Here is a 21,851-nt window from a genome sequence, read left to right on the forward strand (position 1 = left end):
GCAACTTAGCCGGAAATTAACAGGGATTTTATTCATAAACAACGACTTCTTAATGTCTTTCGAATTTGTTCCACTTATCCACACCGCCTATTAAAACGACGGCGACTATTTGGGGGAGATTTTAAATAAACAACCTGGTTGTGCAAATCGGAGGGCTTGTTAATTATGAAGATAAAACTTTCAAAAGACGACCTATTGAACGGGATACAAACAGTACAGAATGTTGTATCCAGCAAGGCGACTTTGCCCATTCTCTCCAATATGTTGGTGGAGACAAAAAGCAACGTGATGAAAATGAACACAACAGATTTAGATATCGGTATATCCTGTGAAATACCTGTGAATACCGTTGAAGAAGGTGCTATAACCATTCCGGCGAAACGCTTTAGCGACATAATTAGAGAACTGCCGTCTGGGGATATCGTGATCAGTGCCAAAAAAAATAACCAGGTGGATATTGAAGGGGAAAAATGCCGGTTCAAACTGATCGGAATGCCCAAGGAAGAGTTTCCTAAGTTTCCAGAATTTAAAGATAAAGAAGTGGTTAAAATCAACCAGCCGATGTTTAAAGAGATGTTACGGCTGACGTCGTTTGCGGTTTCGCACGAAGAATCACGGTATGTGCTCAACGGTGTTTTATTGGAAATCTCCGGGGCCGATATCCGTGTGGTGGCCACGGACGGCCGCCGGCTGGCGAAAAGCGAAAAAAAGCTGGAGACCCCGGCCAAAAAAGACATCTCCGTGATCATCCCGATCAAGGCTGTTCAGGAAATTTTCCGGAATTTGAACGGGGAAGAGGACATCTCCTTTATTGTGGGGACGAACCAGGTGCTCCTGGATGTCGAAAAAATTCTGATCGCAACCCGGATCATTGAAGGGGAATTCCCGAACTATCAGCAGGTCATTCCCAAGCCGGTAATGCCAAAAATCAAAGTGAACACCCAGGCGCTTTTAAGCGCCATCCGCCGCGCCAGCCTTTTGACGACGCCGGATTTCCAGGCGGTCAAATTCGAGGTTTTTACCAATAAACTTGTCCTTTCAAAGACAACGCCGGATTTGGGAGAATCGCGCGAAGAGGTCCCGATTGAGTACGGCGGCAAGGAATTGATCGTCGGATTCAATCCGCAATTTTTCATCGACGCGTTGAAAAACATCGACGCGGAAACGATCGACCTGGAGTTGTTGGGGCCCGACAAGGCGGGGGTCATCCGCATGCCGGACTATCTTTATCTCGCTCTGCCGATGCGGATTTGAAGGCGGGAAGGGGCACAGAGAAATCCTCGCGGAGACTGGGGATTTCGTTTCTTTTATGAGGCCGCGATTTTCGGACAAGCGGAAAAGATTCAATTCCCCTATGGACACATCGGGAAGTGGATGATATAAGAAATATCGTTGATTCTGTTTTAAAAAATCTTTCTTCCCGGACGCAGCCGACGGTTCAGGAGGAAATTCAGAAAGCTTGGGAGAGGATTGTCAAAGATCAGGGATTGAAGCACGCCCGGGTCGCCGGATTCCACGACGGCGTTTTGAATATCCACATCGATTCTCCCGCCTGGTTGTACCAGCTGAACCTCAAAAGGAAAAAAATCACGGAAGACATGCAGAAAAGCGTCCCCGACGTCAAAAAAATTTATTTTAAGATAGGGAAGGTCCAATGAGCAAAGCCGAAACTGAAGAAAAGGGCAAGTCCAAGGCCGGGTCTTACGACGCCACCAACATCCAGGTTCTTGAGGGGACCGAGGCGGTCCGCATGCGGCCCGCGATGTATATCGGCGACACGTTCAGCCGCGGGTTGCACCATTTGGTGTACGAAGTTGTGGACAACTCCGTGGACGAGGCCTTGGCCGGACACTGCACGCAGATTGAAGTGATCGTTAATGAAAATGACTCTGTGACGGTCGTCGATAACGGCCGCGGGATCCCGGTGGACATTCACCCGACGGAAAAAAAGCCGGCGGTGGAGGTGGCCCTGACGACGCTTCATGCCGGCGGCAAATTTGACAAACGGACCTACAAGGTTTCCGGCGGCTTGCATGGCGTGGGCGTAAGTTGCGTCAACGCCCTTTCGGAATGGCTGGAGGTCGAGATCAAGCGCGACGGCAAAATTTATCACCAGCGCTACGAGAAGGGCAAGACCGTCACCAAGCTGACCGTGATCGGCAAAACCAAGGCCACCGGGACCAAGGTCACCTTCAAGCCGGACAAGACCATTTTCACCAAGACCACCGCCTATTCCTACGATATCCTGGCCAAGCGCCTGCGCGAACTGGCCTTTCTCAATAAGGGGCTCTGGATCAAGCTCGTCGACAAGCGCGGCGACAAGGAAAAAGAATCGATTTTTCAGTTCAAGGGCGGGATCGTTTCCTTTGTGGAATATCTGAATACCAATAAAAACGTCCTGCACAAGATCGTCTATTTCGCCAAAGAGAAGGATGACATTGGCATCGAGGTGGCCATCCAGTATGAAGACGGATATTCCGAGAATGTTTATACGTTCGCCAATAACATCAACACAACCGAGGGCGGCACGCACCTGAGCGGGTTTCGCTCGGCGCTGACCAGGGCCATCAATCAGTACGCCAAGGCCAAAAACATTATTAAAGAGAAGGAAGCGTTGAGCATTGCCGGGGACGACACGCGCGAGGGCTTGACTTCGGTCATCAGCGTCAAGGTCCCCAATCCGCAGTTTGAGGGACAGACCAAGACCAAACTCGGCAATTCCGAGGTCGAGGGGATCGTCGCCTCGTCGACGTTTGAAGCCCTGAGCAGTTTTTTTGAGGAAAATCCGTCGGTCGCCAACAAGATCACGGACAAGGTCATCGTGGCCTGCCGGGCCCGTGAGGCCGCGCGCAAGGCCCGCGAACTGACCCGCCGCAAGGGAGCCCTGGATGGCGGCGGCCTGCCGGGCAAGCTCGCCGACTGCTCGCAGCGGGACCCGTCTCTGTGCGAACTATACTTGGTGGAAGGGGATTCCGCCGGCGGCTCAGCCAAGCAGGGGCGCGACCGGACTTTTCAGGCGATTTTGCCGCTCAAGGGGAAGATCCTCAATGTCGAGAAATCCCGCCTGGACAAAATTTTGAGCAACGAAGAGATCCGCACCATCATTACGGCCCTGGGAACCAGCGTGGGGACGGAGTTCAATATTGAAAAACTGCGTTACCACAAGCTGATCATCATGTGCGACGCCGACGTGGACGGCTCGCACATCCGCACCCTGCTGTTGACCCTTCTTTATCGACAGATGCGGCCGCTTGTTGAGGGCGGTTTTATCTATATCGCTCAGCCGCCTCTTTATAAAATCAAGAGAGGCAAGCGGGAGGAATACATTGAAACCGAAGAGGAGATGAACGCCCTGGTCCTGGACCTGGGAATGGAGGGCTTGAAGTTCAGCCGCATCAAGGGGCAGGATTATAGCAACGCGCAGTTTAAGGATATTTTACAGTGTTTGGTCGAACTTGAGAAGATTACGGAGATTATGCACAAAAGGGGAGTGGATTTCGAAGAATATATTCGTTTTTATGATCGAAAGACCAGAAAACTTCCTTTTTACATGGCAAAAGTGGGTGGGAAGACCCATTTCGTCTATAATGACAAGGAGCTCGCTGAGCTCACCAAAGACGATGAAGAAGCCCAGTATATAGAGATTTTTGAGTCCCAGGAGCTTCAGGGGATCCATGCCAAGTTTGAAAAGTGGGGACTGGGTCTCGAGCAGTTCAAAAAAGTGGATGTTCCGGAATCGTACGCTACGGAAAAGGACAAAAAGAAGGCCTCCAGGGGAACCGAGAAAAAAGCTGTTTTAAAACCGCTGTTCGCCATTGAGGCGGAGAATGATGCGCATGAGTTTTTGTCCCTGAAAGAAACCCTGGATTTTGTCCGGGAGCAGGCGCAGAAGGGCATGCACATCCAGCGGTATAAAGGTTTGGGGGAAATGAATCCTCAGCAGTTGTGGGAGACGACCATGGACCCGGCCCGCCGCACGTTGCTCAAGGTGACCCTTGAAGACGCGGTCGAGGTGGACAAGACCTTCACCATCCTCATGGGCGATGAGGTGGAGCCCCGCCGGGAATTCATCGAGTCCAACGCCCATGATGTTAAGAATTTAGATGTTTAATGACGGCTTGACTATCGGAGCGAGAGCGAACGCAAGTCAACGCCGGAATTAACCCCGGCCGCCTTGCCCTGCTGCGCGGTTAGGGCAGCAGGGGATAATGAGCGCATTGTTGGCGCGAGTTCGGATTTTAGCGAAGCAGAGAAAGGCCACCAAGTTATGAAAGATTTAACGACACAGGAAAAAATTATCCCGGTTTATATCGAAGAAGAGATGAAGCGTTCCTATCTCTCTTATTCGATGAGCGTCATTATCGGCCGCGCTTTGCCGGACGTCCGGGACGGCCTTAAGCCTGTCCACCGGCGCATCCTGTACGCCATGAAAGAGCTTAATCTGGAGCACACCAAGCCCTACAAGAAAAGTGCGCGTATCGTCGGGGAGGTCCTGGGCAAGTATCACCCGCACGGCGATGCCGCGGTGTACGAGACCATGGTGCGCATGGTCCAGGATTTTTCGCTGCGATATCCCCTCGTTGACGGGCAGGGAAACTTCGGCTCGGTCGACGGCGACGCGGCCGCGGCCATGCGTTACACCGAGGCGCGGCTGGCCGCGGTGTCCGAAAACGTGTTGGGGGACATTGAAAAAGAGACCGTGGATTTCGGCCCGAACTTTGACGCGTCGCTCCAGGAGCCTCTTCTTCTTCCCGCCACCCTTCCCAATCTTCTGGTCAACGGATCGAGCGGGATCGCCGTCGGTATGGCGACCAACATGCCGCCGCACAATCTCAGGGAGGTCTGCGCCGGGATCGCGCACCTGCTCGACAACCCCGAGGCCACGATTCAGGAATTGGCGAAATTTGTGAAAGGGCCGGATTTCCCGACGGGCGGCATCATCTGCGGCCGCGACGGGATCAAGGACGCGTATACCGCGGGCCGCGGCAAGGTCACCCTGCGCGCCAAGGCGGTCATTGAGCGGCAAAAGGGGAACAAGGACACGATCGTTGTTACCGAGATCCCGTATCAGGTCAACAAGTCCAACCTGATCACCGCGATCGCGGACCTGGTCCAGGACAAAAGCGTCGAGGGGATTTCCGACATCCGGGACGAATCGGACAAGGACGGGATCCGCATCGTCATCGAACTCAAGCGCGAAGTCGAGCCGCAGATCATCCTCAACTACCTCTATAAGCACACCCAGCTGGAGACGACGTTCGGTATCATTAATCTGGCCCTGGTCAACAACAGCCCGCGCACGCTCAATCTTAAACAGCTGATGCAGTATTATGTGGCGCACCGGCGCGTCATTATCCGCCGGAGGACCCAGTTTGACCTGGACCGCGCCCTGAAGCGCGCGCACATCCTCGAGGGGCTGCGCATCGCGATCGACGCGATCGACGAGATCATCCGTGCGATCCGGGCCTCCAAGAGCGCGCCCGAGGCCAAGGTCAGCTTAATGAAAAAGTTCAAGCTCTCCGAGATCCAGGCCCAGGCGATCCTGGAAATGCAGCTACAGCGCCTGACCGCCCTCGAACGCAGCAAGATCGAGGAGGAATACAAGGCGCTTTTGAAAGACATCGAAAATTACCGCGCCATCCTGGCCTCGGAAAAAAAAATCGACGGTATCATCAAGGACGAACTGGCCCTTCTCACGGAAAAATACGGCGACGAGCGCCGCACGGAGATCGCCGGCAAGGCCGAAGAGATCGAGGTCGAGGACCTGATCGCCGAAGAGGACATGGCCATCACCATCAGCAACACCGGGTACATCAAGCGCCTTCCGGTGGACGCCTACCGCAAACAGCGGCGGGGCGGCAAGGGGGTCACGGCCATGACCACCAAGGAGGAAGATTTTGTGAGCCACCTGTTTGTGGCGTCCTCCAAGGATTATCTTCTCATCTTTTCCAATAAAGGGGTCGTGCGATGGCTCAAGGTGTATGAAATTCCCATCGCGTCCCGCAGCGCCAAGGGCAAGGCCATCGTCAATCTGCTCTCTTTCAGCAACGACGAGAGCATCAGCTCGATCGTGGCCGTCAAGGAATTCAGCCCCGACCAGTTTGTGGTCATGGTGACCGCCAAAGGCAACATCAAGAAGACCAGCCTGGCGGCGTTCAGCAATCCGCGGAAAGGCGGGATCGTCGGGATCACGCTGGACAAGGGCGACTACTTGATCGGGACCGCCCTCAGCGGCGGCAAGAATGACATCCTTCTGGCCACCCGGCAGGGCAAGGCCCTTCGGTTCTCGGAAAAACAGATCCGCGACATGGGCCGCGGCGCCCGCGGCGTGAGGGGCCTCAATTTGTCCAAGGACGATGTCGTGGTGAGCATGCAGGTCTTCCCGACCGACATCTCAAAGACCGGCAGCACGCTTTTGACGGTTTCCTCACTGGGGTTCGCCAAGAGGTCCGCGTTCGACGATTACCGCACTCAGTCCCGCGGCGGCAAGGGCATCATCAACATGAAGGTGACCGACAGAAACGGGCTCGTGGTCGGCACCCTGGCGGTGATGGCGGATGACGAGATCATGGCCGTCACCAAAAAGGGGATGATCGTGCGCTGCTCCATCGGCGACATCCGTGAATCGTCCCGCAGCACCCAGGGCGTCCGGTTGATATCGATGGACAAGGACGACTTGGTCAGCTCGGTGGCGAACGTTGTGGCCAGGGACGAGGACAACGGCGGCGGGGCCGAGGCGTGAGACTTCTTTTCTCTTGACCGTCGGGCGTTGTTGTCTATAATAAGGCATCTTGCTTACGAATTTCGCGACCCCATCGTCTAGCCTGGTCAGGACACAAGCTTTTCAAGCTTGCAGCGCGGGTTCAAATCCCGCTGGGGTCGCCATGATTTTGAGTCCCCGGAAAGGGGACTCAAAATCATGACGATCTCACGGTTGATCCGCCAGCGGAGATAGCGGGCGACCGAGCGAAGCGAGGAAGTGGTTGAGCGAAAGCGAGACCATTCAAATCCCGCTGGGTCATCCGACCCGAGGCCCCGGACCGGGTTGCCGCTTTTCATCAATCATGTTTCCTTCGGGGGGCATGATTTTATTTTTTGATGGAGCCGCCGGCGCGGCGAGGGATTTCCAGGAGGCTGCCGTGGACGTCATGTTTTATGAAGTGTTTGACGAAGAAAAGGATTGCCTCCGACGGTTACTGCCCCGAAAGATCAAGGCCGGATATACGGCGCGGACCGTTCAGTCGCATTGCGCGAAGACCCCTCCAGCCCCGTTGGTCAGCACCCGCACCCAATCCCGGATCCCCGAATCCTGGGCCCCTCTTCTTGACGGAATATTGACGCGCAGCACCGGCTATGACCACCTGGCGGATGCGGCTGTTCCCTGCGGTTCCCTCCCGGAATATTGCTCCCGGGCCGTGGCTGAGCAAGCGATTTTGATGACACTGGCGCTTTTTCGCAAGCTTCCCACGCAGACAAGGAATTTTGAGAATTTCCGGCGGGAGGGAATGACCGGCCGCGAGCTCCGGGGAGCGCGCCTGCTTGTCGTCGGGGTCGGCCGGATCGGCCGGAGGGCTGTCGCTCTGGGCCGCGGCCTGGGGATGGATGTCCGTGGCGTCGATCTTGAAAAGCGCGAGCGGGATCTCAAGTATTTACCGCTGGGGACCGGTCTGTCGTGGGCCGACGCCGTGGTGTGCGCCCTTCCCCTGACGACCCGGACGAAAGGGATGCTGGGATATCGTTCCCTGAGAAAGGTTCGTCCCGGCGCTGTTTTTGTCAACGTCGGGCGGGGAGAGGTTTCGCCGATGGCGGACTTGGCCCGGCTTTTGCAGGAACGCCGCCTGGGTGGCGCGGGACTGGATGTTTTTGAAGACGAGGACAGGGTCGCGGAGTGTCTGCGCGGGAACATCAAGAAATCTCATCCATCCATCGCGGCGCTGGCGCGTCTTCAAAAACTTGACAATGTGATCCTGACACCGCACAACGCGTTCAATACCCGGGAATCCGTCGAGCGCAAGTCCGCGGAGACCGTAAAGGCCGTGACAACATTTTTGAAAACAGGGCGATTCCTTTTGCCGGTTCCCGGCGGACGGAGACCGTCTTCACAGGAGGAGTTATGCTGAAAATTTACGGAGGCGATCTGTCGGGGCCGTCGAACAAGGTCCGGTTTGTGGCCAATTATTTAAATCTTCCCTACGAATATCAGTTGGTGAGCATCCGGGATGGAGACAACCGCAAACCGGAATATTTAAAATTGCATCCGGCGGGCAAAATTCCGGCCATTGACGATGGTGGCTTTGTTTTGTTCGAGAGCAACGCGATCATCAGGTACTTGTCCCATGCGGACGGGGCCGCCATTTATCCGGCGGATCCGCAAAAGCGGGCTGTCGTGGACCAATGGGTGGATTTTGTGTCGTTTCACGTCGGCGGCGGGGTTGACCGGGTTTTATACAACCGGGTTTTTGTCAAATTCATCGGGGTTGAGCCGGACGAGCGTTCCGTCCAGGACGGGCTGTCGTTCCTGGGCCGGTTTCTGCCGATCATCGAGGCGCAGCTGAACAAGCACGCGTATGTGGCCGGCCCGGACATGACGCTGGCGGACTTTTGTCTCCTGTCGGTGCTGGATCCGGTGGAAATCGCCGGGATCGATGTGTCGAAATACCCGGCGATCGTAAGCTGGCGCAAAAAACTCAAGGAACAAGAATTTTACACGAAATGTTTTAAGGCATACGGCGAAAGACTGAAACAATTTAACCAGAAATAACAGCGGTGGGGTGGCCATGAAAGTCGCTGCGGTGCAGATGGGGGCCGGGCCGGACAAGGCCGAGAATGTCCGCCGGGCGCTGGCGCTGGTCAGGGAGGCGGCCGGCCGCGGGGCGAGGTTTGTCGCCCTGCCCGAGGTCTTTTCTTACCGCGGTCCGTTGACCGACGAGACGATGCCGTTTGTGTGCGAAAGGATTCCCGGCGAATCGCTGAAACCGTTGTGTGAGTTTGCGGCTGCAAAGAAAATTTTTATTCTTGCCGGATCCGTGATTGAAAAAAGCCCTGTCCGGGGCAAGGGGTACAATACATCGGTCCTCATCAATGGCCGCGGGAAAATCGCGGCGAAATACCGCAAGATCCATCTTTTCGATGCGGCGCTCGGAGGAACGAAGATCCGGGAATCCCTGAGATTTGTCGCCGGCCGGGCTCCGGCTGCGGCCGCTGCCGGAGGGTTCAAGGTCGGGTTGACCGTGTGTTACGACCTGCGTTTTCCGTGGCTGTATGAGAGATATTCCCGCCTCGGCTGTGATCTTTTGACTGTCCCGTCGGCCTTCACCCGCAAGACGGGGCAGGCCCATTGGGAAATCCTTCTCCGGGCACGCGCGATCGAGAACCTGTGTTATGTCCTGGCGCCGAATCAGGTCGGGGCCGACCACCGCGGCGTTGTCTCGTACGGCAACAGCATGATCGTCAGCCCATGGGGAGAGGTTTTGGCCAGGGCCTCGGGGGACAGAGAACAGGTCATTTATGCAGATGTGGACAGCGCCGTCATTAAACAGAGCCGCGATGTTTTGCCTGGTATTGGAAAAACTCATTCGCCAAAACGCCATCACAAGGAGTCCTTTTCATGAGCCAAGAGACGCTGAAAGTCGCTGTGACCGGCGCGGCCGGCCAGATCGGGTATGCTTTACTGTTCAGGATCGCGGCTGGAGAGATGTTCGGCCGGGACGTCCCCGTCGAGCTCCGTCTTCTCGAACTTGAAGCCGCCCTGCCGGCGCTTAACGGCGTCGGGATGGAACTGGAGGATTGCGCGTTTTCCCTCTTGCGCGGCGTTGTAAGGACATCGGACCCGAACGTGGCGTTTGAAGGCGCGGATTGGGCGCTTTTGGTGGGGAGCGTGCCGCGCAAGGCCGGGATGGAACGGTCTGATCTTCTGAAGATCAACGGCGGGATTTTTGTCGGCCAGGGGAAAGCCCTGGACGCGAACGCCAAACCGTCCTGCCGGGTCCTTGTTGTCGGGAATCCGTGCAACACGAACGCTTATATCGCCAAAGAGACCTGCAAAAAAATTCCTTCCAGAAATTTTTTCGCCATGACCATGCTTGACCAGAACCGCGCCGTGGCCCAGCTTGCAATCAAATCTGGGGCGCCTGTCACGGCGGTGAAAAACGCTGTGATCTGGGGCAATCATTCCGCGACACAATTTCCGGATTTTTACCATGCGGCCATCAACGGTCAGCCGGCCCTGTCTGTGATCAAGGACGAGGCATGGCTGAAGACCGCGTTTATCGAGAGCGTTCAAAAGCGCGGGGCGGCCATCATCCAGGCACGGGGGCTGTCTTCGGCGGCGTCCGCGGCCAACGCGGTCGTTGACACCGTGAGGGCCCTGACGACCCCGACGCGGCCCGGCGAATGCTTTTCGGCGGCGGTCGCCTCGGACGGCAGTTACAGGGTGGAGAAAGGCGTGATGTTCGGCTTCCCGTTGCGCAGCAACGGCCGTGACTGGGAGATCGTTCAGGGCATCGAACACAACGCTTTTGCCAAAGAAAAATTTGAGGCGACGTATCAGGAGCTGCTGGCCGAGCGCAAGGCGGTTCACGAGCTGGTCCTCAAGTAACCCGGGGCCGCGAATTCCGGGTGTTTCCTTCTGGGCTGGATACGTTTTTTTCGCGAGAAGCGAATTTCGATAAAGCCGGGCCTGAGCAAGGATTTTTTATTTGTCCTTTGGCCGACAGGAGGTTAAAAAAAGAGTTTTTTTCTTGTGTTTTAATGGCCACAAAGGTATACTTTTAATTATAATTAAAATATTGTATAAAATCCGACGAGGATTTAAGGAGTTTTCTTTGTCCGAAATGCGTCCTTCCAAGCACATGGCATTGATTTGCGTCGGTGTTCTTGCCGCGGCTGTGAGCGGTTGCGATAAAATTTCAGAGTATAAAGACCGGATATTTTCCAAGCCTTCCCCTGAACAGCGCGTTTCCCTTCCCGCTGCCCCTGATTCGTCTTCCTCCCCCGAGACGGGATCGTCTGCCCCCGCGCCATCTTCTGCCGTGACGGCCCCCGTTTCATCAGATTTTGTCGCCAAGGTCGGTGACTGGACCCTGACCAGGGACGGATTTAACGAGCGGCTCACGGCGGTTAAGGAATTTGTCCCGGAGTTCAACGTTGATGACCCACAGTCCCGGCGGCTTGTTCTGGACGAGATTGTCCGCCAGCAATTGATGGTTGCGGACGCCGAGCGGCAGGGTCTGGCGCAGAAGAAAAATGTCGTGGACGCGGTCGAAGAGTTCCGCCGGACGCTTTTGGTGAGGGAGATCGCCGTGAATCTGACGCAGAACATCCAGGTGAGCGACCAAGAGGCGGAGGAATATTACAAGGCGAATCAGGCGGACTTTGCCGGCCCGGTGGAGTGGCGTTTTCGCGAAATTGTGGTGAATGACGAAGATGCCGCCAAGTCGATCCTGGTGGATATCCTCAAGGGGGCTGATTTTGTCCAGACGGCCACAGAAAAATCAAAGTCCATGACGGCAGCCAAGGGCGGGGATGCCGGCTTTGTTGCCGAGCTTCCGTTTCCCCAGATGGAAAAAGAGCTTGTCTCTCTGGAGGTCGGGCAGGCCAGCAAGGTTTTCAAGGGGCCCGACGGATTTTATATCGTGAAGCTCGAAGAAAAGCGCGGCGAAGTCCCCAGGGAATTCTCGGAGATCAAAGAAGAAATCAGGGCGGGGTTGACGCTGGTGAAACAGCAGCAGGCAATCATGGAATATCTTGAGACCCTCCGCCAGAAAACGGTTGTCGAAATCAACGAAAAAGCATTGGAGGAATAGTCCATATGAATTTAGAGAATAAAAAACAGATGGCCATCATCGCCCTGGCTGTGGGGCTCGGTCTCATGGCTGCGGTCTTGACCGGGAACCATATCCAGGAGAGCATCAAGCAGGAAACGGCCCGCCTTTCCCAGGAATATGAAACCAAAAAAATTGCCCCCCTGGTTAGCGAGATCGATTCCCTGCGCAAGGAGATGCAGAAGCTGGCGGCCCAGCAACAGCAGATCGCCGCGCAAAAACCTTCAGAGGCGGTCAAGACAGAGACCCCGTCGGTCCCCAAGTCTTCTTTGGCGCTGCGCACACCGGCCGGCAAGCGTGCCTATACGATCAATCTCGACTCTTTGTCGGCCGTCGGGGGGTTGATCAATCCCGGAGATTACGTAGACATCATTGGCCATTTGGACATGCCGGACCCCGTCAACAGCAAGACGGAAAACATCACGGCCATGGTTTTTCAAAACATTTTGCTCCTGGCGGTTGGAACCAATCTTCAGGAGCCGGGCGGCTATGAAACACAGATGGCGTCCGGGGCCCTGAAAGTGACGCTCGCGCTGAGCCCGGAAGAGTGCAGCTTGATGTCTTTTATTCAGAAGCATGGCCGGATGCAGTTTATTTTACGGGCCCCGTCCGAGACGGAGACCCAGATGATGCAGGCGGCCAGCTGGAGTTCTCTGGCGGACTATGTGTTTGAGAAGCAGGGCACGGAGCTTGTGATTCCTCGCGGGAAGGTCAATCTCGAACCGGTCAAGACCGAAGGGAAGGAAGAGGTCAAGCCTTTCATTCAAATTTTCAGGGGAGGCCGTGAGCTGTAGTCGCGGCGGCCTGAACTTCACGCACCTTGAGGATTTTTAAACATTGGAGTCGTTATTTATGAAAAGGAATTTATCTTTTTGGAAGGCGCTGACAGGGGCCGTTGTTCTGGGGGGATTTCTTTTTAACGGCGGTTCCCGCCCCGTCCTGAGTTATGCCCAGATGAAAGAGGAGGTCGACACAAAGACCGAGACGGAGGTCTTTATCTATAAGGGCGACCTCATGGTCGTTAAGGTCTACTCCTTAACCCGGATCGCGGTGGTCAACCCGGAAATCGTTGATATCGCCAACGCGGACGTCAACGAAATCCTACTGGTTGGACAGACGTTGGGGTCCACTCCGATTTATATTTGGGATGAGCTTGGCAAGCGGCAAATCCTGGCTACGGTTTTGAAGGAAGATCTGGATGTTTTGATTTCCAAGCTCAAGCGGATGATGGAAGTGACGAATATCACGGAAGTTTCCCTGGAAAAAAATAATTATGAGGGTAAGGTGGTCGCTTCCGGCATGATTCCGGAGCGGAAAAAGTCGGCCTGGGATGAAATTGTCGCCCGGTATAGCGACAGCCTGATCAATTTGACAACGGAGGAAAAGAGGGAGGATCTGATCCAGATCGATGTGCAGATCACGGAATTGAGCACCACCCTTGCCAAGGAATATGGGTTTGACTGGGTTTCCGGAAGCGACAGCGGTTTGGCCATCACCTATCCGGAAACATTGCCGACTTTTAGCGGGGATTATCCGGCGGATTGGTACAGGCTTGGCGATTTTAATCGGGTAAGCGAGTTGGCCCTAACCGTGAGCATGTTGGAGGCCGAAGGCCGGGCCAGGTCCATATCCAGGCCCAGCTTGGTTGTTCAAAGCGGGCAAAGCGCCAGCGTGCAAGTCGGCGGCCAGATCCCGACCCGCACCACGACAACGGCTGTCGGCGGCGGCAGCGTCCAGGAGAATGTGGCTTACCAATCTTACGGCGTCAGTTTCACAGCGGTCCCGACCATCAAGGACGGAAATAAAATTGATTTGACGATCAGCGTTACCGTGAGTGATATCGACGCTTCAAACGCCGTCGGCGATGACGTGGCGTTTGTCAGCCGGTCGACCAATACGAAGGTCCTCTTAGACGACCGGCAGACAATTGTTATTGCCGGTTTGATCAAGCAGAACCGCAGCGAGAGCCTTAAAAAGATCCCGTTTCTGGGGTCCATCCCCATCATCGGGGCATTGTTCCGCAACCGTTCTACGCCATCCGCGGACCTTGACCAGGAACTTGTGATTATCATCACCCCGACGATTATTCAGCGGGGGGAAGAAAACCCATTTAAGAAAAAAGATGTGGCGGCTTCGGTGGTCCCGCAACCAGCTGCGGAACCCGCACCCGCCACCCTTTCTCCTGGGGAGGAAGACCGCTTCTTGGAAGTCAAGCCGGACGTGGTCACTGACGCGGTGGCGGAGGGCGAAGACTTGTCGCCGGAGATGGGCGAGGAAAATCTCTCCTTGAAAGACGCCGTAAAGCCGGCGGAAGCCCCGGCTTTTGACAAGAAACCCGCTGCGGTTCTTCCTTCCTCTGTCGAGGCCCCCGCGGCAGGCGATTCTTCTGCGGACGACATGGCCGTTGAACAGGAAGAATGGATGGTTGAAGCCCCGGGCCAGGACCCGGCCGGCCAGAAGGCCGTTACCGATTATGTCAAATCCGTCCAGAAGAAAATTTCAGAATCAATTTCTTTTCCGTACGAAGCCAAGGAAAAGGGGTGGGAGGGGACGGTGCACCTGACCATGACCCTCTTGAGCGACGGCACCCTGCAGGACGTTGACGTGAAGCAGTCTTCCGGGCACATGATATTTGACAATGACGCGAAAAACACGGCCCAAATCCTGGCGCCGTTCGATCCGTTTCCCGCCGAAATGGACCTGGAAGAGATCGTTGTGACGGTCCCCATTGTGTACAGCCAGAACGCCATGCTCGACCAGATGGAAGAATCTCCTCTCGAGGAATAAGCGGACCTGCGGTTCAACCAAAATCCGCCGCGACGGAAAAGCCGTTGCATTTTTTGAAAGCCCCCATGAGCGCAAGAACCATTACGATTTTCGGCAATAAAGGCGGTGTAGGGAAGAGTTTCGTGGCCGTGAACCTGGCCGCCGCCCTGGCCTCTTCCGGACGGAAGGTCCTGCTGGTGGACCTTGATCTTCAGGCCGGCCAGGACATGGCGCGGATGCTCAACGTCGCCCCGCCGCATTGCCTGGTCAATCTCCTTTCGGAGATCGAGAAAACCGATGACCCGGAGATCATCAAGAAATTTGTCACCTCCCATTCTTCGGGCCTGGATTTTCTTCCCGCCATTCTCCAGACCAAGCAGGTTGGACACATCACCCCGGACAACGTCAAACTATTTTTCAAGAAGGCCCCGGCCATCTATGAGTTTATTATCGTGGACGGTGGCAATCTGTTCAGCGAAACCTTGCTGACCGTTCTGGATCATTCCAGTTTGATTTTGCTCGTGGCCACCCCGGACATCCTCGCCGTATATCAGTTGAAGTGGTGCCTGGATTTGCTCCAGAGCATGCATTACCCGATGAAAATGGTCCAAATGGTCCTTAACCGGGCCGAGAGTTACGGCGGGGTGCGGTGGCAGGAGGTTCACACGGCCCTGTCCGTCGAGATTTTTGCCCGCATTCCGTCCGACGGCAAGGTGGTCGGCATGGCCCTCAACCGCGGGGTTCCCTGCGTCATCGACAGCCCCAAGAGCAAGGTGGCCGAGGCGTTTTTGAAAATGGTCACGGACCTTAAGAGAGAGGATATCTACACTCAGCCGACGGAAATCGCCCGCGTTCGGACGACGGAAAAGATCGACCAGCAGGCGGGGCAGTTCTGGGAAAAATTCGGCGTCGGGCAGCAGGGCGTTAACCCCCTGGCCAAGCTTTACGGCAAGGAAGAGGATGATGAAGTCAGCGGCTTGAAAAAGAAAATCCATGAACGTCTGGTCGCCCGCCTTCATGTCGAGGACATGACCCCGGAAACGCTGAGCGATCCTCAAAAAGCTGCGGAGCTCAAGGCGTCGGCCCAGCAGATCGTCGGCAATCTCTTGGCGGAGGAGAAAGGCGGGATCATTTCGTCTCATGAGGAAAGGTCCCGGCTGGTCAAGGAGATCGTCGACGAGGCCCTGGGGCTAGGGCCGCTGGAAGAATTCCTCGCCGACCCGGACGTGACCGACATCATGGCGAACAACCGTAACGAGATTTACGTTGAGAAGTCCGGTAAACTGATCCTGACCAACCGCCGATTCATTTCCAATCAGCAGATGCGCTCGATCATTGACCGCATCATCGCTCCCCTGGGCCGCCGCATCGACGAGTCCGTGCCGATGGTCGACGCCCGTTTGCCCGACGGTTCACGTTTCAACGCGATCATCCCGCCTCTGTCCTTGAACGGACCCATGATCACGATCCGTAAATTTGGCGTGGAGCGCCTGGAGGCGGAGGAGTTGCTGGAACAATACCAGAGCTTGTCCCGCGCCATGTTTGATTTTTTGAATTGTGCCGTTCTCGGCCGCAAGAACATCATTGTTTCCGGGGGGACCGGCGCCGGCAAAACCACGCTTTTGAATGTCATCTCTCAATTTATTCCCGATGGCGAACGCATCCTGACCATCGAGGACGCAGCGGAATTGCGATTGAAAAAAAGTCATTGGGGTCGCCTGGAATCCCGTCCGCCAAACGTCGAAGGCAAGGGCGCCGTCACGATCCGCGACCTGTTTGTCAACTCTCTGCGTATGAGGCCTGACCGGATCATCATCGGCGAGTGCCGCGGCGGCGAGGTCTTGGACATGCTCCAGGCCATGAACACCGGCCACGACGGGTCCATGACCACCCTGCACGCCAACTCCACCAAGGACGCGCTGGTGCGCTTGAGCTCCATGATTCTGCTGAGCGGGATCGAGCTGCCGGTGCGCGCGATCAATGAAATGATCGCCACCGCCATCGACGTGCTTGTGCATATCGCTCGTTTTTCCGACGGATCAAGAAAGATCACCGGGATCACCGAGGTGATCGGGCTGACGCCCGATTTCCAGGTGGACGTCAAGGATATTTTTATGTTCGACCCCAAAGGGCGCGACGAGGACGGGCGCATCCTCGGGGAATACAAGCCGACGGGGTATGTCCCCAAGTGTTATCACGATTTTGTGTCCATCGGCCTCAAAATCGATAAAAATCTTTTCACCAAGACATAGTCATTCTCCGTGCAGATCCTCAATCAAACCCGCAACACGACCGTCGCCGAAAACGCCGTGATGGCCGATACCGCTTTCTCCCGCCTGAAAGGACTCCTCGGTCGATCGGAGATCGGGTCTCGCGAAGCCCTGGTCATCACGCAATGCCGCTCGATTCACATGTTTTTTATGAAGTTTGCAATCGACGTCATTTTTGCCGACAGGCATGACCGCGCGGTGGGGCTTGTTTCCCGGATCAAGCCGTTTTGCATGAGTCCGTATTTTTTTCGTGCGAGTTATGCCGTGGAATTGCCGGAAGGGGCTATCGCATCAAGCCGGACCCAGAAGGGCGATCAGCTTGTTTTTGTGAAGGGGTAACGGGAAGGGTTAAACCAGATCCTTGGGATCAATGTCTCCGGCGGCGCGATTGACTTCGTCAATCCAGCGGCGGCAAAAGCGGCAGAATTTGGCTTCCAGCAGAATCTTTTTCCCGCAGAAAATACAACTCTTCTTATCTACGCTTGGGAACTCCATGTTGACTGGTTCGTCGATGATGAACTGGGCGCAATGGGGGCACTTTAATACCTTTTCGGTTAAAGGTTCGTAGCAGTAGGGGCATTTGAGCATGTTGTTCTCCGCCAAAGCGCGTGGTTTACGCAATTGATGTATTCTTATTTTATTATACTATCCTGTGTCCTGTTTTGTCATGGAAATATCATTTTTCTTTCTGGATGGCGGATGATTTTTCAGGAGATAAATCATTTTTGTAAAAAAAAGTGTGATATACTGAAGGCGTAAAAATGTCCAAACTGAGTTTTTTCGCAGAAGGATTCCTTTAAATGGGTGTTGTATATAAAGTTACGGAAAACCTTGTTGCTTTTATCGTTGATCGCAAAAGAAGCAATCCGCGATTGAGTTGCCGTGGCCTCGTGGACATTATCCATGAAAATTTTCAGGTTAAAGTTTCTAAATCCTCCGTGAATGCCGTTTTTCAGGAATTTCAGTTGAGCAGCCCCGTGGGACGAACGCCAAGGGGGGGGAAGGGAGGGAAGAAATTTCAGATCCCAGCAGAGAGGAAAAAGCACCTCTTTGGGCCTGGTTCGCCTCAAAAAGCGGATGCTGTCATAGATATTCCTGCAACAAAGGGTCCTGGCAAGTCAACCGCAAGTGTCCATGGCCATTCTCCGCAGAAGCCCCCCAGTGCTCTTAAAACGGAAAAAAATTCCGGCATCGTTGTAAAAAGCGAAGGCTTTAGTCAAGTCTGTGATCACGCAGGATGCATTTTTCTTAAAGCCGCTGAATGGGCTGTTTTTGACCGGCCGATCCTGGCGCACATTGCCCAAGATGCGGGGTGGGGGACTTCCATCCCGGAATTCGAAAAGATTTGCGAAATTTTACCATATTTGCAAACATTTGGAATTAATGATGTTGCAGATATTCAAGGCTATGGCGGGCAAGGTTTGTGGGCTCTCCATGGCTGCAAGTGGCCTATCCCCGCCGAGCAGTTTAAGGAGGCGATTACGGCTTTGGGCGAGCCCAGATCTCTGGCGTTGAAGCTGTCCTGCGACCTCCCGTATTTCTATACCTCCATATCATCCGTCCGTGTTCAGCTGAAGAATTTAATGGAAATTTACTTGGATGGGGAATTTATTTCCGCGTGGGAACAGCCGATGATCCCTCGGCCGGCCACTTTGCCTGTTAACAAAATCTTATCAGATGTCACGGCCCGGTTTTTAAATGCGGCATACCCATGCCTCATTTTCTCTCTTCCTTGGCAGGCGGCACCCATGGACGCTTTTAGTGCCTTGGTCAAGGCATTTGATCAGGAAGAAGGATACGACATTAGTAGCATTTCTCTAATCGATTCCGCCAATCAGGAAATCGCGGCATTCAGCATGATTCCGCAAAAGAGACGCATGTTTATTGCGGGAATTTGGCCTTTTCATGAAGATTTTGATGCGCTGTCTTCGTTGGGTAATTCTGGGACTATGGCACCGTTAACCTTAACGCCCTGGGGACGAAAGGTGTATTATCGGGACGTTTCGGTTGAAAAAAAATCAAAAATTCATCAAGTCATTGCAAAAAAGAGACTTATGGTTGTTTTTGGCCAATCTGCAGGCGAACCGCTTGTCTTTCTCTTGTCGAATGCTCCCCAAGCCGTTTCCACCAGGGATATTGTTACTGCATTTCTTCAGCGATGGCCAGAATTGGGTGATAGTTCATTTGTGAAAGACCGTTCGGCGATTTCGTGTCTAACAAACCATATTTGGCAAAAGGAAATCGAGCACGGCATAACATCATCAATATCAAGTATTTATGAGAGCGCTAGTGTTTATGAGGTTTTTCAACGAATGATGTCTTCGTTCGTTACTGTATTTGTAAGGACAGTATTTACAGATGTTTATGATAGGCATGGGTTTGATTTTTCGGCATATTTTTCCCAAAGGGGATCTGTCCGGGAAACAGAAAATGAATTTATATTAAAATTTAATGGGGCTCCAGATGATCACTTCCGTTTTGCAGTTAAAAAAATAAATGAGACGGGAATACATAATTATAGGAACAAGAAATTAATATTAATACTTCCGGAATAAAGACTTGACACCAAAGGGTGGCGTGTTATACTCTTACCTGATGTATTGTGTCCTCACAATACTGTGAGAGTTCTTTTTCATTTGAAGTTATCCCCGCCTTTGGCGGGGTTCTTCCACAAAAACCCTGAAAGCTGTCCAGGGACCCTGTGGATGCCGGAAAGGAAAACCTTCCGGCAATAAAGCCCGATGTGCAGACTCTACTCCAGAGGTTTTTGGGGGTGGGCACGAATCATCTGGGCACGGGAGGTGCAGGCACGAATGAGGCATTTTCAAAATCCGAAAAATCACGGTCAAAACCTAATCGAATATGCCCTTGTCGTTGCCTTAGTGGCTTCTGCGATGCTGGCCATGAGCACCTACGTGTTTCGGTCTGTCCAGGCAACCCAGCAGGTGATTCAAAACGAGTACGCAAATCAGTAGGTTATCATATTCAAGAATTGCTATGAAGAGAACTCTAAGGAGGAGTCTATAATGTTTAAACACCTGAAAAGAAAGAAGAAAGGGCAAAGCACCCTGGAGTACATCATCTTGGTGACGGGTGTTATTGCCATCCTGATTGTCTTCTTGAATCCAAAAACCGGCGTTTTTAACACGGCATTCAACAAGACGCTGTCATCTGGTACAAACGGCATGGAGGACCTTGCCAATCGTTTGGCAAACTCCCGTGCGAAGTCGCCGTAAGCGCCAGGAGCATGATAAGCATAAAATCGTTAAATTGTCATATGGAGGTGTGATCAATGTTTAAAAAATTGCTTAAAAACAAAAAGGCCCAACAGACAGCGGAATATGCGCTTTTGATTTCGCTCGTCGTTGCGGCTATTATCGCGATGCAGACGTATGCACAACGTACTATCCAGGGCCGTATCCGCGATGCGTCGAAATACCTGACGGATCAGACCAGCGCCCTTGGCGCCACGTCGCAGTATGAACCTTATTATCTTGAAACGAACTACCAGGTTCTGCGCGATGATGAAACCGACGAAATCCAGGACAGGAGAACTGACAACAGCGGGTTGTTCCGGATGGAAGACAACTCCGTCAGAACCCGCGCTAGAGACGGTTTCCAGGAATCGAAATACGGCACACAGTTCGGTAACGGGCTCATTAACGGAATCTAATGTTCTGTTTGTTAAACAGCAACAGAAGAGCCGTTTATTATTAAGGAGGAAAGGTCAATGTTTAAATTCTTGAGAAAAAAGAAAGGGCAGAGCACCCTTGAGTATGCTGTCTTGATCATCATTGTCATTGGTGCTCTCCTGTCCATCCAGGTGTACATCAAGCGCGGCGTGCAAGGCCGCCTGAAGAGCGCCGCCGACGACATCGGCGACCAGTACTCTCCTGGCAACACCAACGTCCGTAAAACCACGAGAGTTCAGAGCAACACGGCTGAAACTTTCGTCAACGGTGTTACGAAATCCAAGTTGTTAGCGGATGAAAAGACGTATGTGGAGCGCAACTCGGAAATCCTGAATGCTGAACAGGAGTTCTGGGGCAAATAACACGTTGCTGCTGTTGGTTTAAAACATGGCTTGCTTGGAGGAATCTCCAGGCAAGCCATGTTTTTTTATAGCCCGTGATGGCTGATAATTTATGTTTTTGGAGAGATTGTCTGTCCATAAGCCAATAAAAATGTTATAATTTAATTAGAAATATTATTTATATTGTTATGTAGTCTTTAGGATAAAACAATGTTCCGGTCGCTTCGCCAAAATAAAGGGCAAGGGTTTGCCGTTCAATACGCCATTACTTTTTTCTTTGTTGTGGGGGTCCTGACGGGCATGACGGTGTATTTCAAGCGGACGATCCAGGGGCGCATTCGGGACGCCACGCTCTATTCGCTGATGACTGTGGACAATGTTTACAACGGTAGAATGTATACGCAATACGAACCTTATTATACGAACACGACCTATTATCGGTTAACAGATGTCGCAGAAGTCAAAACCTGGACAGGAACCTTTAACACGAGCATTGACGTTTTCAGCGATGCCGGTAGCGAATCAAGGTCCGCGATGAGCGGGGTTAGCAACCAAGCATCCCCTCGTATGGGCGATTAGTTTAAACGTTTATGACAATGCGTAAAGCATATCGGAGAGGGCAGACATTCATTGAATATACGCTCCTCCTTGGGGTTCTTGTTTCCATCCTCGTGGCGATGACCCCTTTGGTGCGGCGCGGGGTTCAGGGGATGGTCAAGATAGTTGTTGATCAGGTGGGGACGCAAAAAGACGCCGAGCAGGTCGGAGGCACATCGGGTTATCTCATCAACACGACGATGGAAACAGATTCGTATCGGGAGACCCTGAAGACGGAATATCTGGGAGACACGGGATATTGGACAACGTCGGATTGGACGGCGACAAACTCGGAAGTCCACTTGAATTTGGGTTTTACGGAGAAACGCGGGAATTGACGGGTTTCTCAGATAGACGGGAGAG

Annotated in this window: 20 protein-coding genes and 1 tRNA gene; 20 read left to right on the forward strand and 1 reads right to left on the reverse strand. The window is 53.5% G+C overall.

Features of this window, described 5'->3' with window-relative positions:
- Positions 1-165: 165 nt before the first annotated feature.
- The 14 genes from dnaN to Q8Q08_00325 all read left to right on the forward strand — a co-directional run bounded on the left by dnaN (position 166) and on the right by Q8Q08_00325 (position 17,197).
- On the forward strand, positions 166-1,254 hold the full coding sequence (dnaN, locus tag Q8Q08_00260; GenBank protein MDP2652446.1) for a DNA polymerase III subunit beta: 1,089 nt from the start codon (positions 166-168) through the stop codon (positions 1,252-1,254).
- A 116-nt stretch (positions 1,255-1,370) separates the two neighbouring features.
- Complete coding sequence (locus Q8Q08_00265) at positions 1,371-1,658, forward strand: DciA family protein (GenBank protein ID MDP2652447.1); 288 nt, start codon at positions 1,371-1,373, stop codon at positions 1,656-1,658.
- Positions 1,655-4,111, forward strand: a complete 2,457-nt coding sequence (gene gyrB / locus Q8Q08_00270) for a DNA topoisomerase (ATP-hydrolyzing) subunit B (GenBank protein MDP2652448.1) — start codon at positions 1,655-1,657, stop codon at positions 4,109-4,111. The genes Q8Q08_00265 and gyrB overlap by 4 nt, the downstream gene beginning before the upstream one ends.
- 156 nt (positions 4,112-4,267) lie before the next feature.
- Positions 4,268-6,742, forward strand: coding sequence for a DNA gyrase subunit A (gene gyrA, locus Q8Q08_00275; GenBank protein MDP2652449.1), 2,475 nt, complete (start codon positions 4,268-4,270; stop codon positions 6,740-6,742).
- Between the two features lie 66 nt (positions 6,743-6,808).
- Positions 6,809-6,885: transfer RNA gene (locus tag Q8Q08_00280), tRNA-Glu, on the forward strand.
- Between the two features lie 197 nt (positions 6,886-7,082).
- Positions 7,083-8,120 carry an NAD(P)-dependent oxidoreductase gene (locus Q8Q08_00285; protein ID MDP2652450.1) on the forward strand — a complete coding sequence of 346 codons (1,038 nt, stop codon included), beginning with the start codon at positions 7,083-7,085 and terminating at the stop codon, positions 8,118-8,120.
- A complete protein-coding gene (locus Q8Q08_00290; GenBank protein ID MDP2652451.1) occupies positions 8,114-8,761 on the forward strand; it encodes a glutathione S-transferase family protein in 648 nt (215 codons plus the stop codon). The genes Q8Q08_00285 and Q8Q08_00290 overlap by 7 nt, the downstream gene beginning before the upstream one ends.
- A 16-nt stretch (positions 8,762-8,777) precedes the next feature.
- Positions 8,778-9,611, forward strand: a complete 834-nt coding sequence (locus Q8Q08_00295; protein ID MDP2652452.1) for a carbon-nitrogen hydrolase family protein — start codon at positions 8,778-8,780, stop codon at positions 9,609-9,611.
- Positions 9,608-10,597: a malate dehydrogenase gene (locus Q8Q08_00300; protein MDP2652453.1), complete on the forward strand. Its 990-nt coding sequence runs from the start codon at positions 9,608-9,610 to the stop codon at positions 10,595-10,597. The genes Q8Q08_00295 and Q8Q08_00300 overlap by 4 nt, the downstream gene beginning before the upstream one ends.
- 235 nt (positions 10,598-10,832) lie before the next feature.
- Positions 10,833-11,804, forward strand: coding sequence for a peptidyl-prolyl cis-trans isomerase (locus tag Q8Q08_00305; GenBank protein MDP2652454.1), 972 nt, complete (start codon positions 10,833-10,835; stop codon positions 11,802-11,804).
- A 5-nt stretch (positions 11,805-11,809) separates the two neighbouring features.
- Positions 11,810-12,616, forward strand: coding sequence for a Flp pilus assembly protein CpaB (gene cpaB / locus Q8Q08_00310; GenBank protein MDP2652455.1), 807 nt, complete (start codon positions 11,810-11,812; stop codon positions 12,614-12,616).
- Between the two features lie 58 nt (positions 12,617-12,674).
- Positions 12,675-14,609: a TonB family protein gene (locus tag Q8Q08_00315; GenBank protein MDP2652456.1), complete on the forward strand. Its 1,935-nt coding sequence runs from the start codon at positions 12,675-12,677 to the stop codon at positions 14,607-14,609.
- Positions 14,610-14,674: 65 nt separating this feature from the next.
- The gene (locus tag Q8Q08_00320) at positions 14,675-16,840 is read left to right on the forward strand and encodes an ATPase, T2SS/T4P/T4SS family (protein ID MDP2652457.1); all 2,166 of its coding nucleotides are present in this window, start codon (positions 14,675-14,677) and stop codon (positions 16,838-16,840) included.
- Positions 16,841-16,849: 9 nt separating this feature from the next.
- Positions 16,850-17,197 carry a DUF192 domain-containing protein gene (locus tag Q8Q08_00325; GenBank protein ID MDP2652458.1) on the forward strand — a complete coding sequence of 116 codons (348 nt, stop codon included), beginning with the start codon at positions 16,850-16,852 and terminating at the stop codon, positions 17,195-17,197.
- A gap of 9 nt (positions 17,198-17,206) precedes the next feature.
- Here Q8Q08_00325 and Q8Q08_00330 read toward each other — a convergent pair whose 3' ends face one another.
- The gene (locus Q8Q08_00330; GenBank protein MDP2652459.1) at positions 17,207-17,446 is read right to left on the reverse strand and encodes a hypothetical protein; all 240 of its coding nucleotides are present in this window, start codon (positions 17,444-17,446) and stop codon (positions 17,207-17,209) included.
- Positions 17,447-17,658: 212 nt separating this feature from the next.
- Between Q8Q08_00330 and Q8Q08_00335 the strand changes: the two genes are divergently transcribed.
- The 6 genes from Q8Q08_00335 to Q8Q08_00360 all read left to right on the forward strand — a co-directional run bounded on the left by Q8Q08_00335 (position 17,659) and on the right by Q8Q08_00360 (position 21,826).
- Complete coding sequence (locus Q8Q08_00335) at positions 17,659-19,413, forward strand: helix-turn-helix domain-containing protein (protein MDP2652460.1); 1,755 nt, start codon at positions 17,659-17,661, stop codon at positions 19,411-19,413.
- 471 nt (positions 19,414-19,884) lie between these two features.
- Positions 19,885-20,094 (forward strand): class III signal peptide-containing protein, encoded by a 210-nt coding sequence (locus Q8Q08_00340; protein ID MDP2652461.1) that lies wholly within the window; start codon positions 19,885-19,887, stop codon positions 20,092-20,094.
- A 56-nt stretch (positions 20,095-20,150) separates the two neighbouring features.
- Positions 20,151-20,531, forward strand: coding sequence for a hypothetical protein (locus Q8Q08_00345; protein MDP2652462.1), 381 nt, complete (start codon positions 20,151-20,153; stop codon positions 20,529-20,531).
- A 57-nt stretch (positions 20,532-20,588) separates the two neighbouring features.
- A complete protein-coding gene (locus Q8Q08_00350; GenBank protein ID MDP2652463.1) occupies positions 20,589-20,912 on the forward strand; it encodes a hypothetical protein in 324 nt (107 codons plus the stop codon).
- Positions 20,913-21,101: 189 nt separating this feature from the next.
- Positions 21,102-21,470 (forward strand): hypothetical protein, encoded by a 369-nt coding sequence (locus tag Q8Q08_00355; GenBank protein MDP2652464.1) that lies wholly within the window; start codon positions 21,102-21,104, stop codon positions 21,468-21,470.
- Positions 21,471-21,487: 17 nt separating this feature from the next.
- Positions 21,488-21,826 carry a hypothetical protein gene (locus Q8Q08_00360; GenBank protein ID MDP2652465.1) on the forward strand — a complete coding sequence of 113 codons (339 nt, stop codon included), beginning with the start codon at positions 21,488-21,490 and terminating at the stop codon, positions 21,824-21,826.
- The last annotated feature ends 25 nt before the right edge of the window (positions 21,827-21,851 follow it).

The organism is Candidatus Omnitrophota bacterium (assembly GCA_030688425.1).
Lineage (GTDB): Bacteria > Omnitrophota > Gorgyraeia > Zapsychrales > JANLHA01 > JAUYIB01.

What these genes read in the sequence shown, in the direction of transcription:
- Q8Q08_00340 (MDP2652461.1), top strand. Translation starts at nt 19,885, where the DNA reads ATGTTTAAACACCTGAAAAGAAAGAAGAAAGGGCAAAGCACCCTGGAG.
- Q8Q08_00330 (MDP2652459.1), bottom strand. Translation starts at nt 17,446, where the DNA reads ATGCTCAAATGCCCCTACTGCTACGAACCTTTAACCGAAAAGGTATTA.
- Q8Q08_00305 (MDP2652454.1), top strand. Translation starts at nt 10,833, where the DNA reads ATGCGTCCTTCCAAGCACATGGCATTGATTTGCGTCGGTGTTCTTGCC.
- Q8Q08_00290 (MDP2652451.1), top strand. Translation starts at nt 8,114, where the DNA reads ATGCTGAAAATTTACGGAGGCGATCTGTCGGGGCCGTCGAACAAGGTC.
- dnaN (MDP2652446.1), top strand. Translation starts at nt 166, where the DNA reads ATGAAGATAAAACTTTCAAAAGACGACCTATTGAACGGGATACAAACA.
- gyrB (MDP2652448.1), top strand. Translation starts at nt 1,655, where the DNA reads ATGAGCAAAGCCGAAACTGAAGAAAAGGGCAAGTCCAAGGCCGGGTCT.
- Q8Q08_00285 (MDP2652450.1), top strand. Translation starts at nt 7,083, where the DNA reads ATGATTTTATTTTTTGATGGAGCCGCCGGCGCGGCGAGGGATTTCCAG.
- Q8Q08_00345 (MDP2652462.1), top strand. Translation starts at nt 20,151, where the DNA reads ATGTTTAAAAAATTGCTTAAAAACAAAAAGGCCCAACAGACAGCGGAA.
- Q8Q08_00335 (MDP2652460.1), top strand. Translation starts at nt 17,659, where the DNA reads ATGGGTGTTGTATATAAAGTTACGGAAAACCTTGTTGCTTTTATCGTT.
- Q8Q08_00295 (MDP2652452.1), top strand. Translation starts at nt 8,778, where the DNA reads ATGAAAGTCGCTGCGGTGCAGATGGGGGCCGGGCCGGACAAGGCCGAG.
- Q8Q08_00320 (MDP2652457.1), top strand. Translation starts at nt 14,675, where the DNA reads ATGAGCGCAAGAACCATTACGATTTTCGGCAATAAAGGCGGTGTAGGG.
- gyrA (MDP2652449.1), top strand. Translation starts at nt 4,268, where the DNA reads ATGAAAGATTTAACGACACAGGAAAAAATTATCCCGGTTTATATCGAA.
- Q8Q08_00360 (MDP2652465.1), top strand. Translation starts at nt 21,488, where the DNA reads ATGCGTAAAGCATATCGGAGAGGGCAGACATTCATTGAATATACGCTC.
- Q8Q08_00300 (MDP2652453.1), top strand. Translation starts at nt 9,608, where the DNA reads ATGAGCCAAGAGACGCTGAAAGTCGCTGTGACCGGCGCGGCCGGCCAG.
- Q8Q08_00350 (MDP2652463.1), top strand. Translation starts at nt 20,589, where the DNA reads ATGTTTAAATTCTTGAGAAAAAAGAAAGGGCAGAGCACCCTTGAGTAT.
- Q8Q08_00315 (MDP2652456.1), top strand. Translation starts at nt 12,675, where the DNA reads ATGAAAAGGAATTTATCTTTTTGGAAGGCGCTGACAGGGGCCGTTGTT.
- cpaB (MDP2652455.1), top strand. Translation starts at nt 11,810, where the DNA reads ATGAATTTAGAGAATAAAAAACAGATGGCCATCATCGCCCTGGCTGTG.
- Q8Q08_00355 (MDP2652464.1), top strand. Translation starts at nt 21,102, where the DNA reads ATGTTCCGGTCGCTTCGCCAAAATAAAGGGCAAGGGTTTGCCGTTCAA.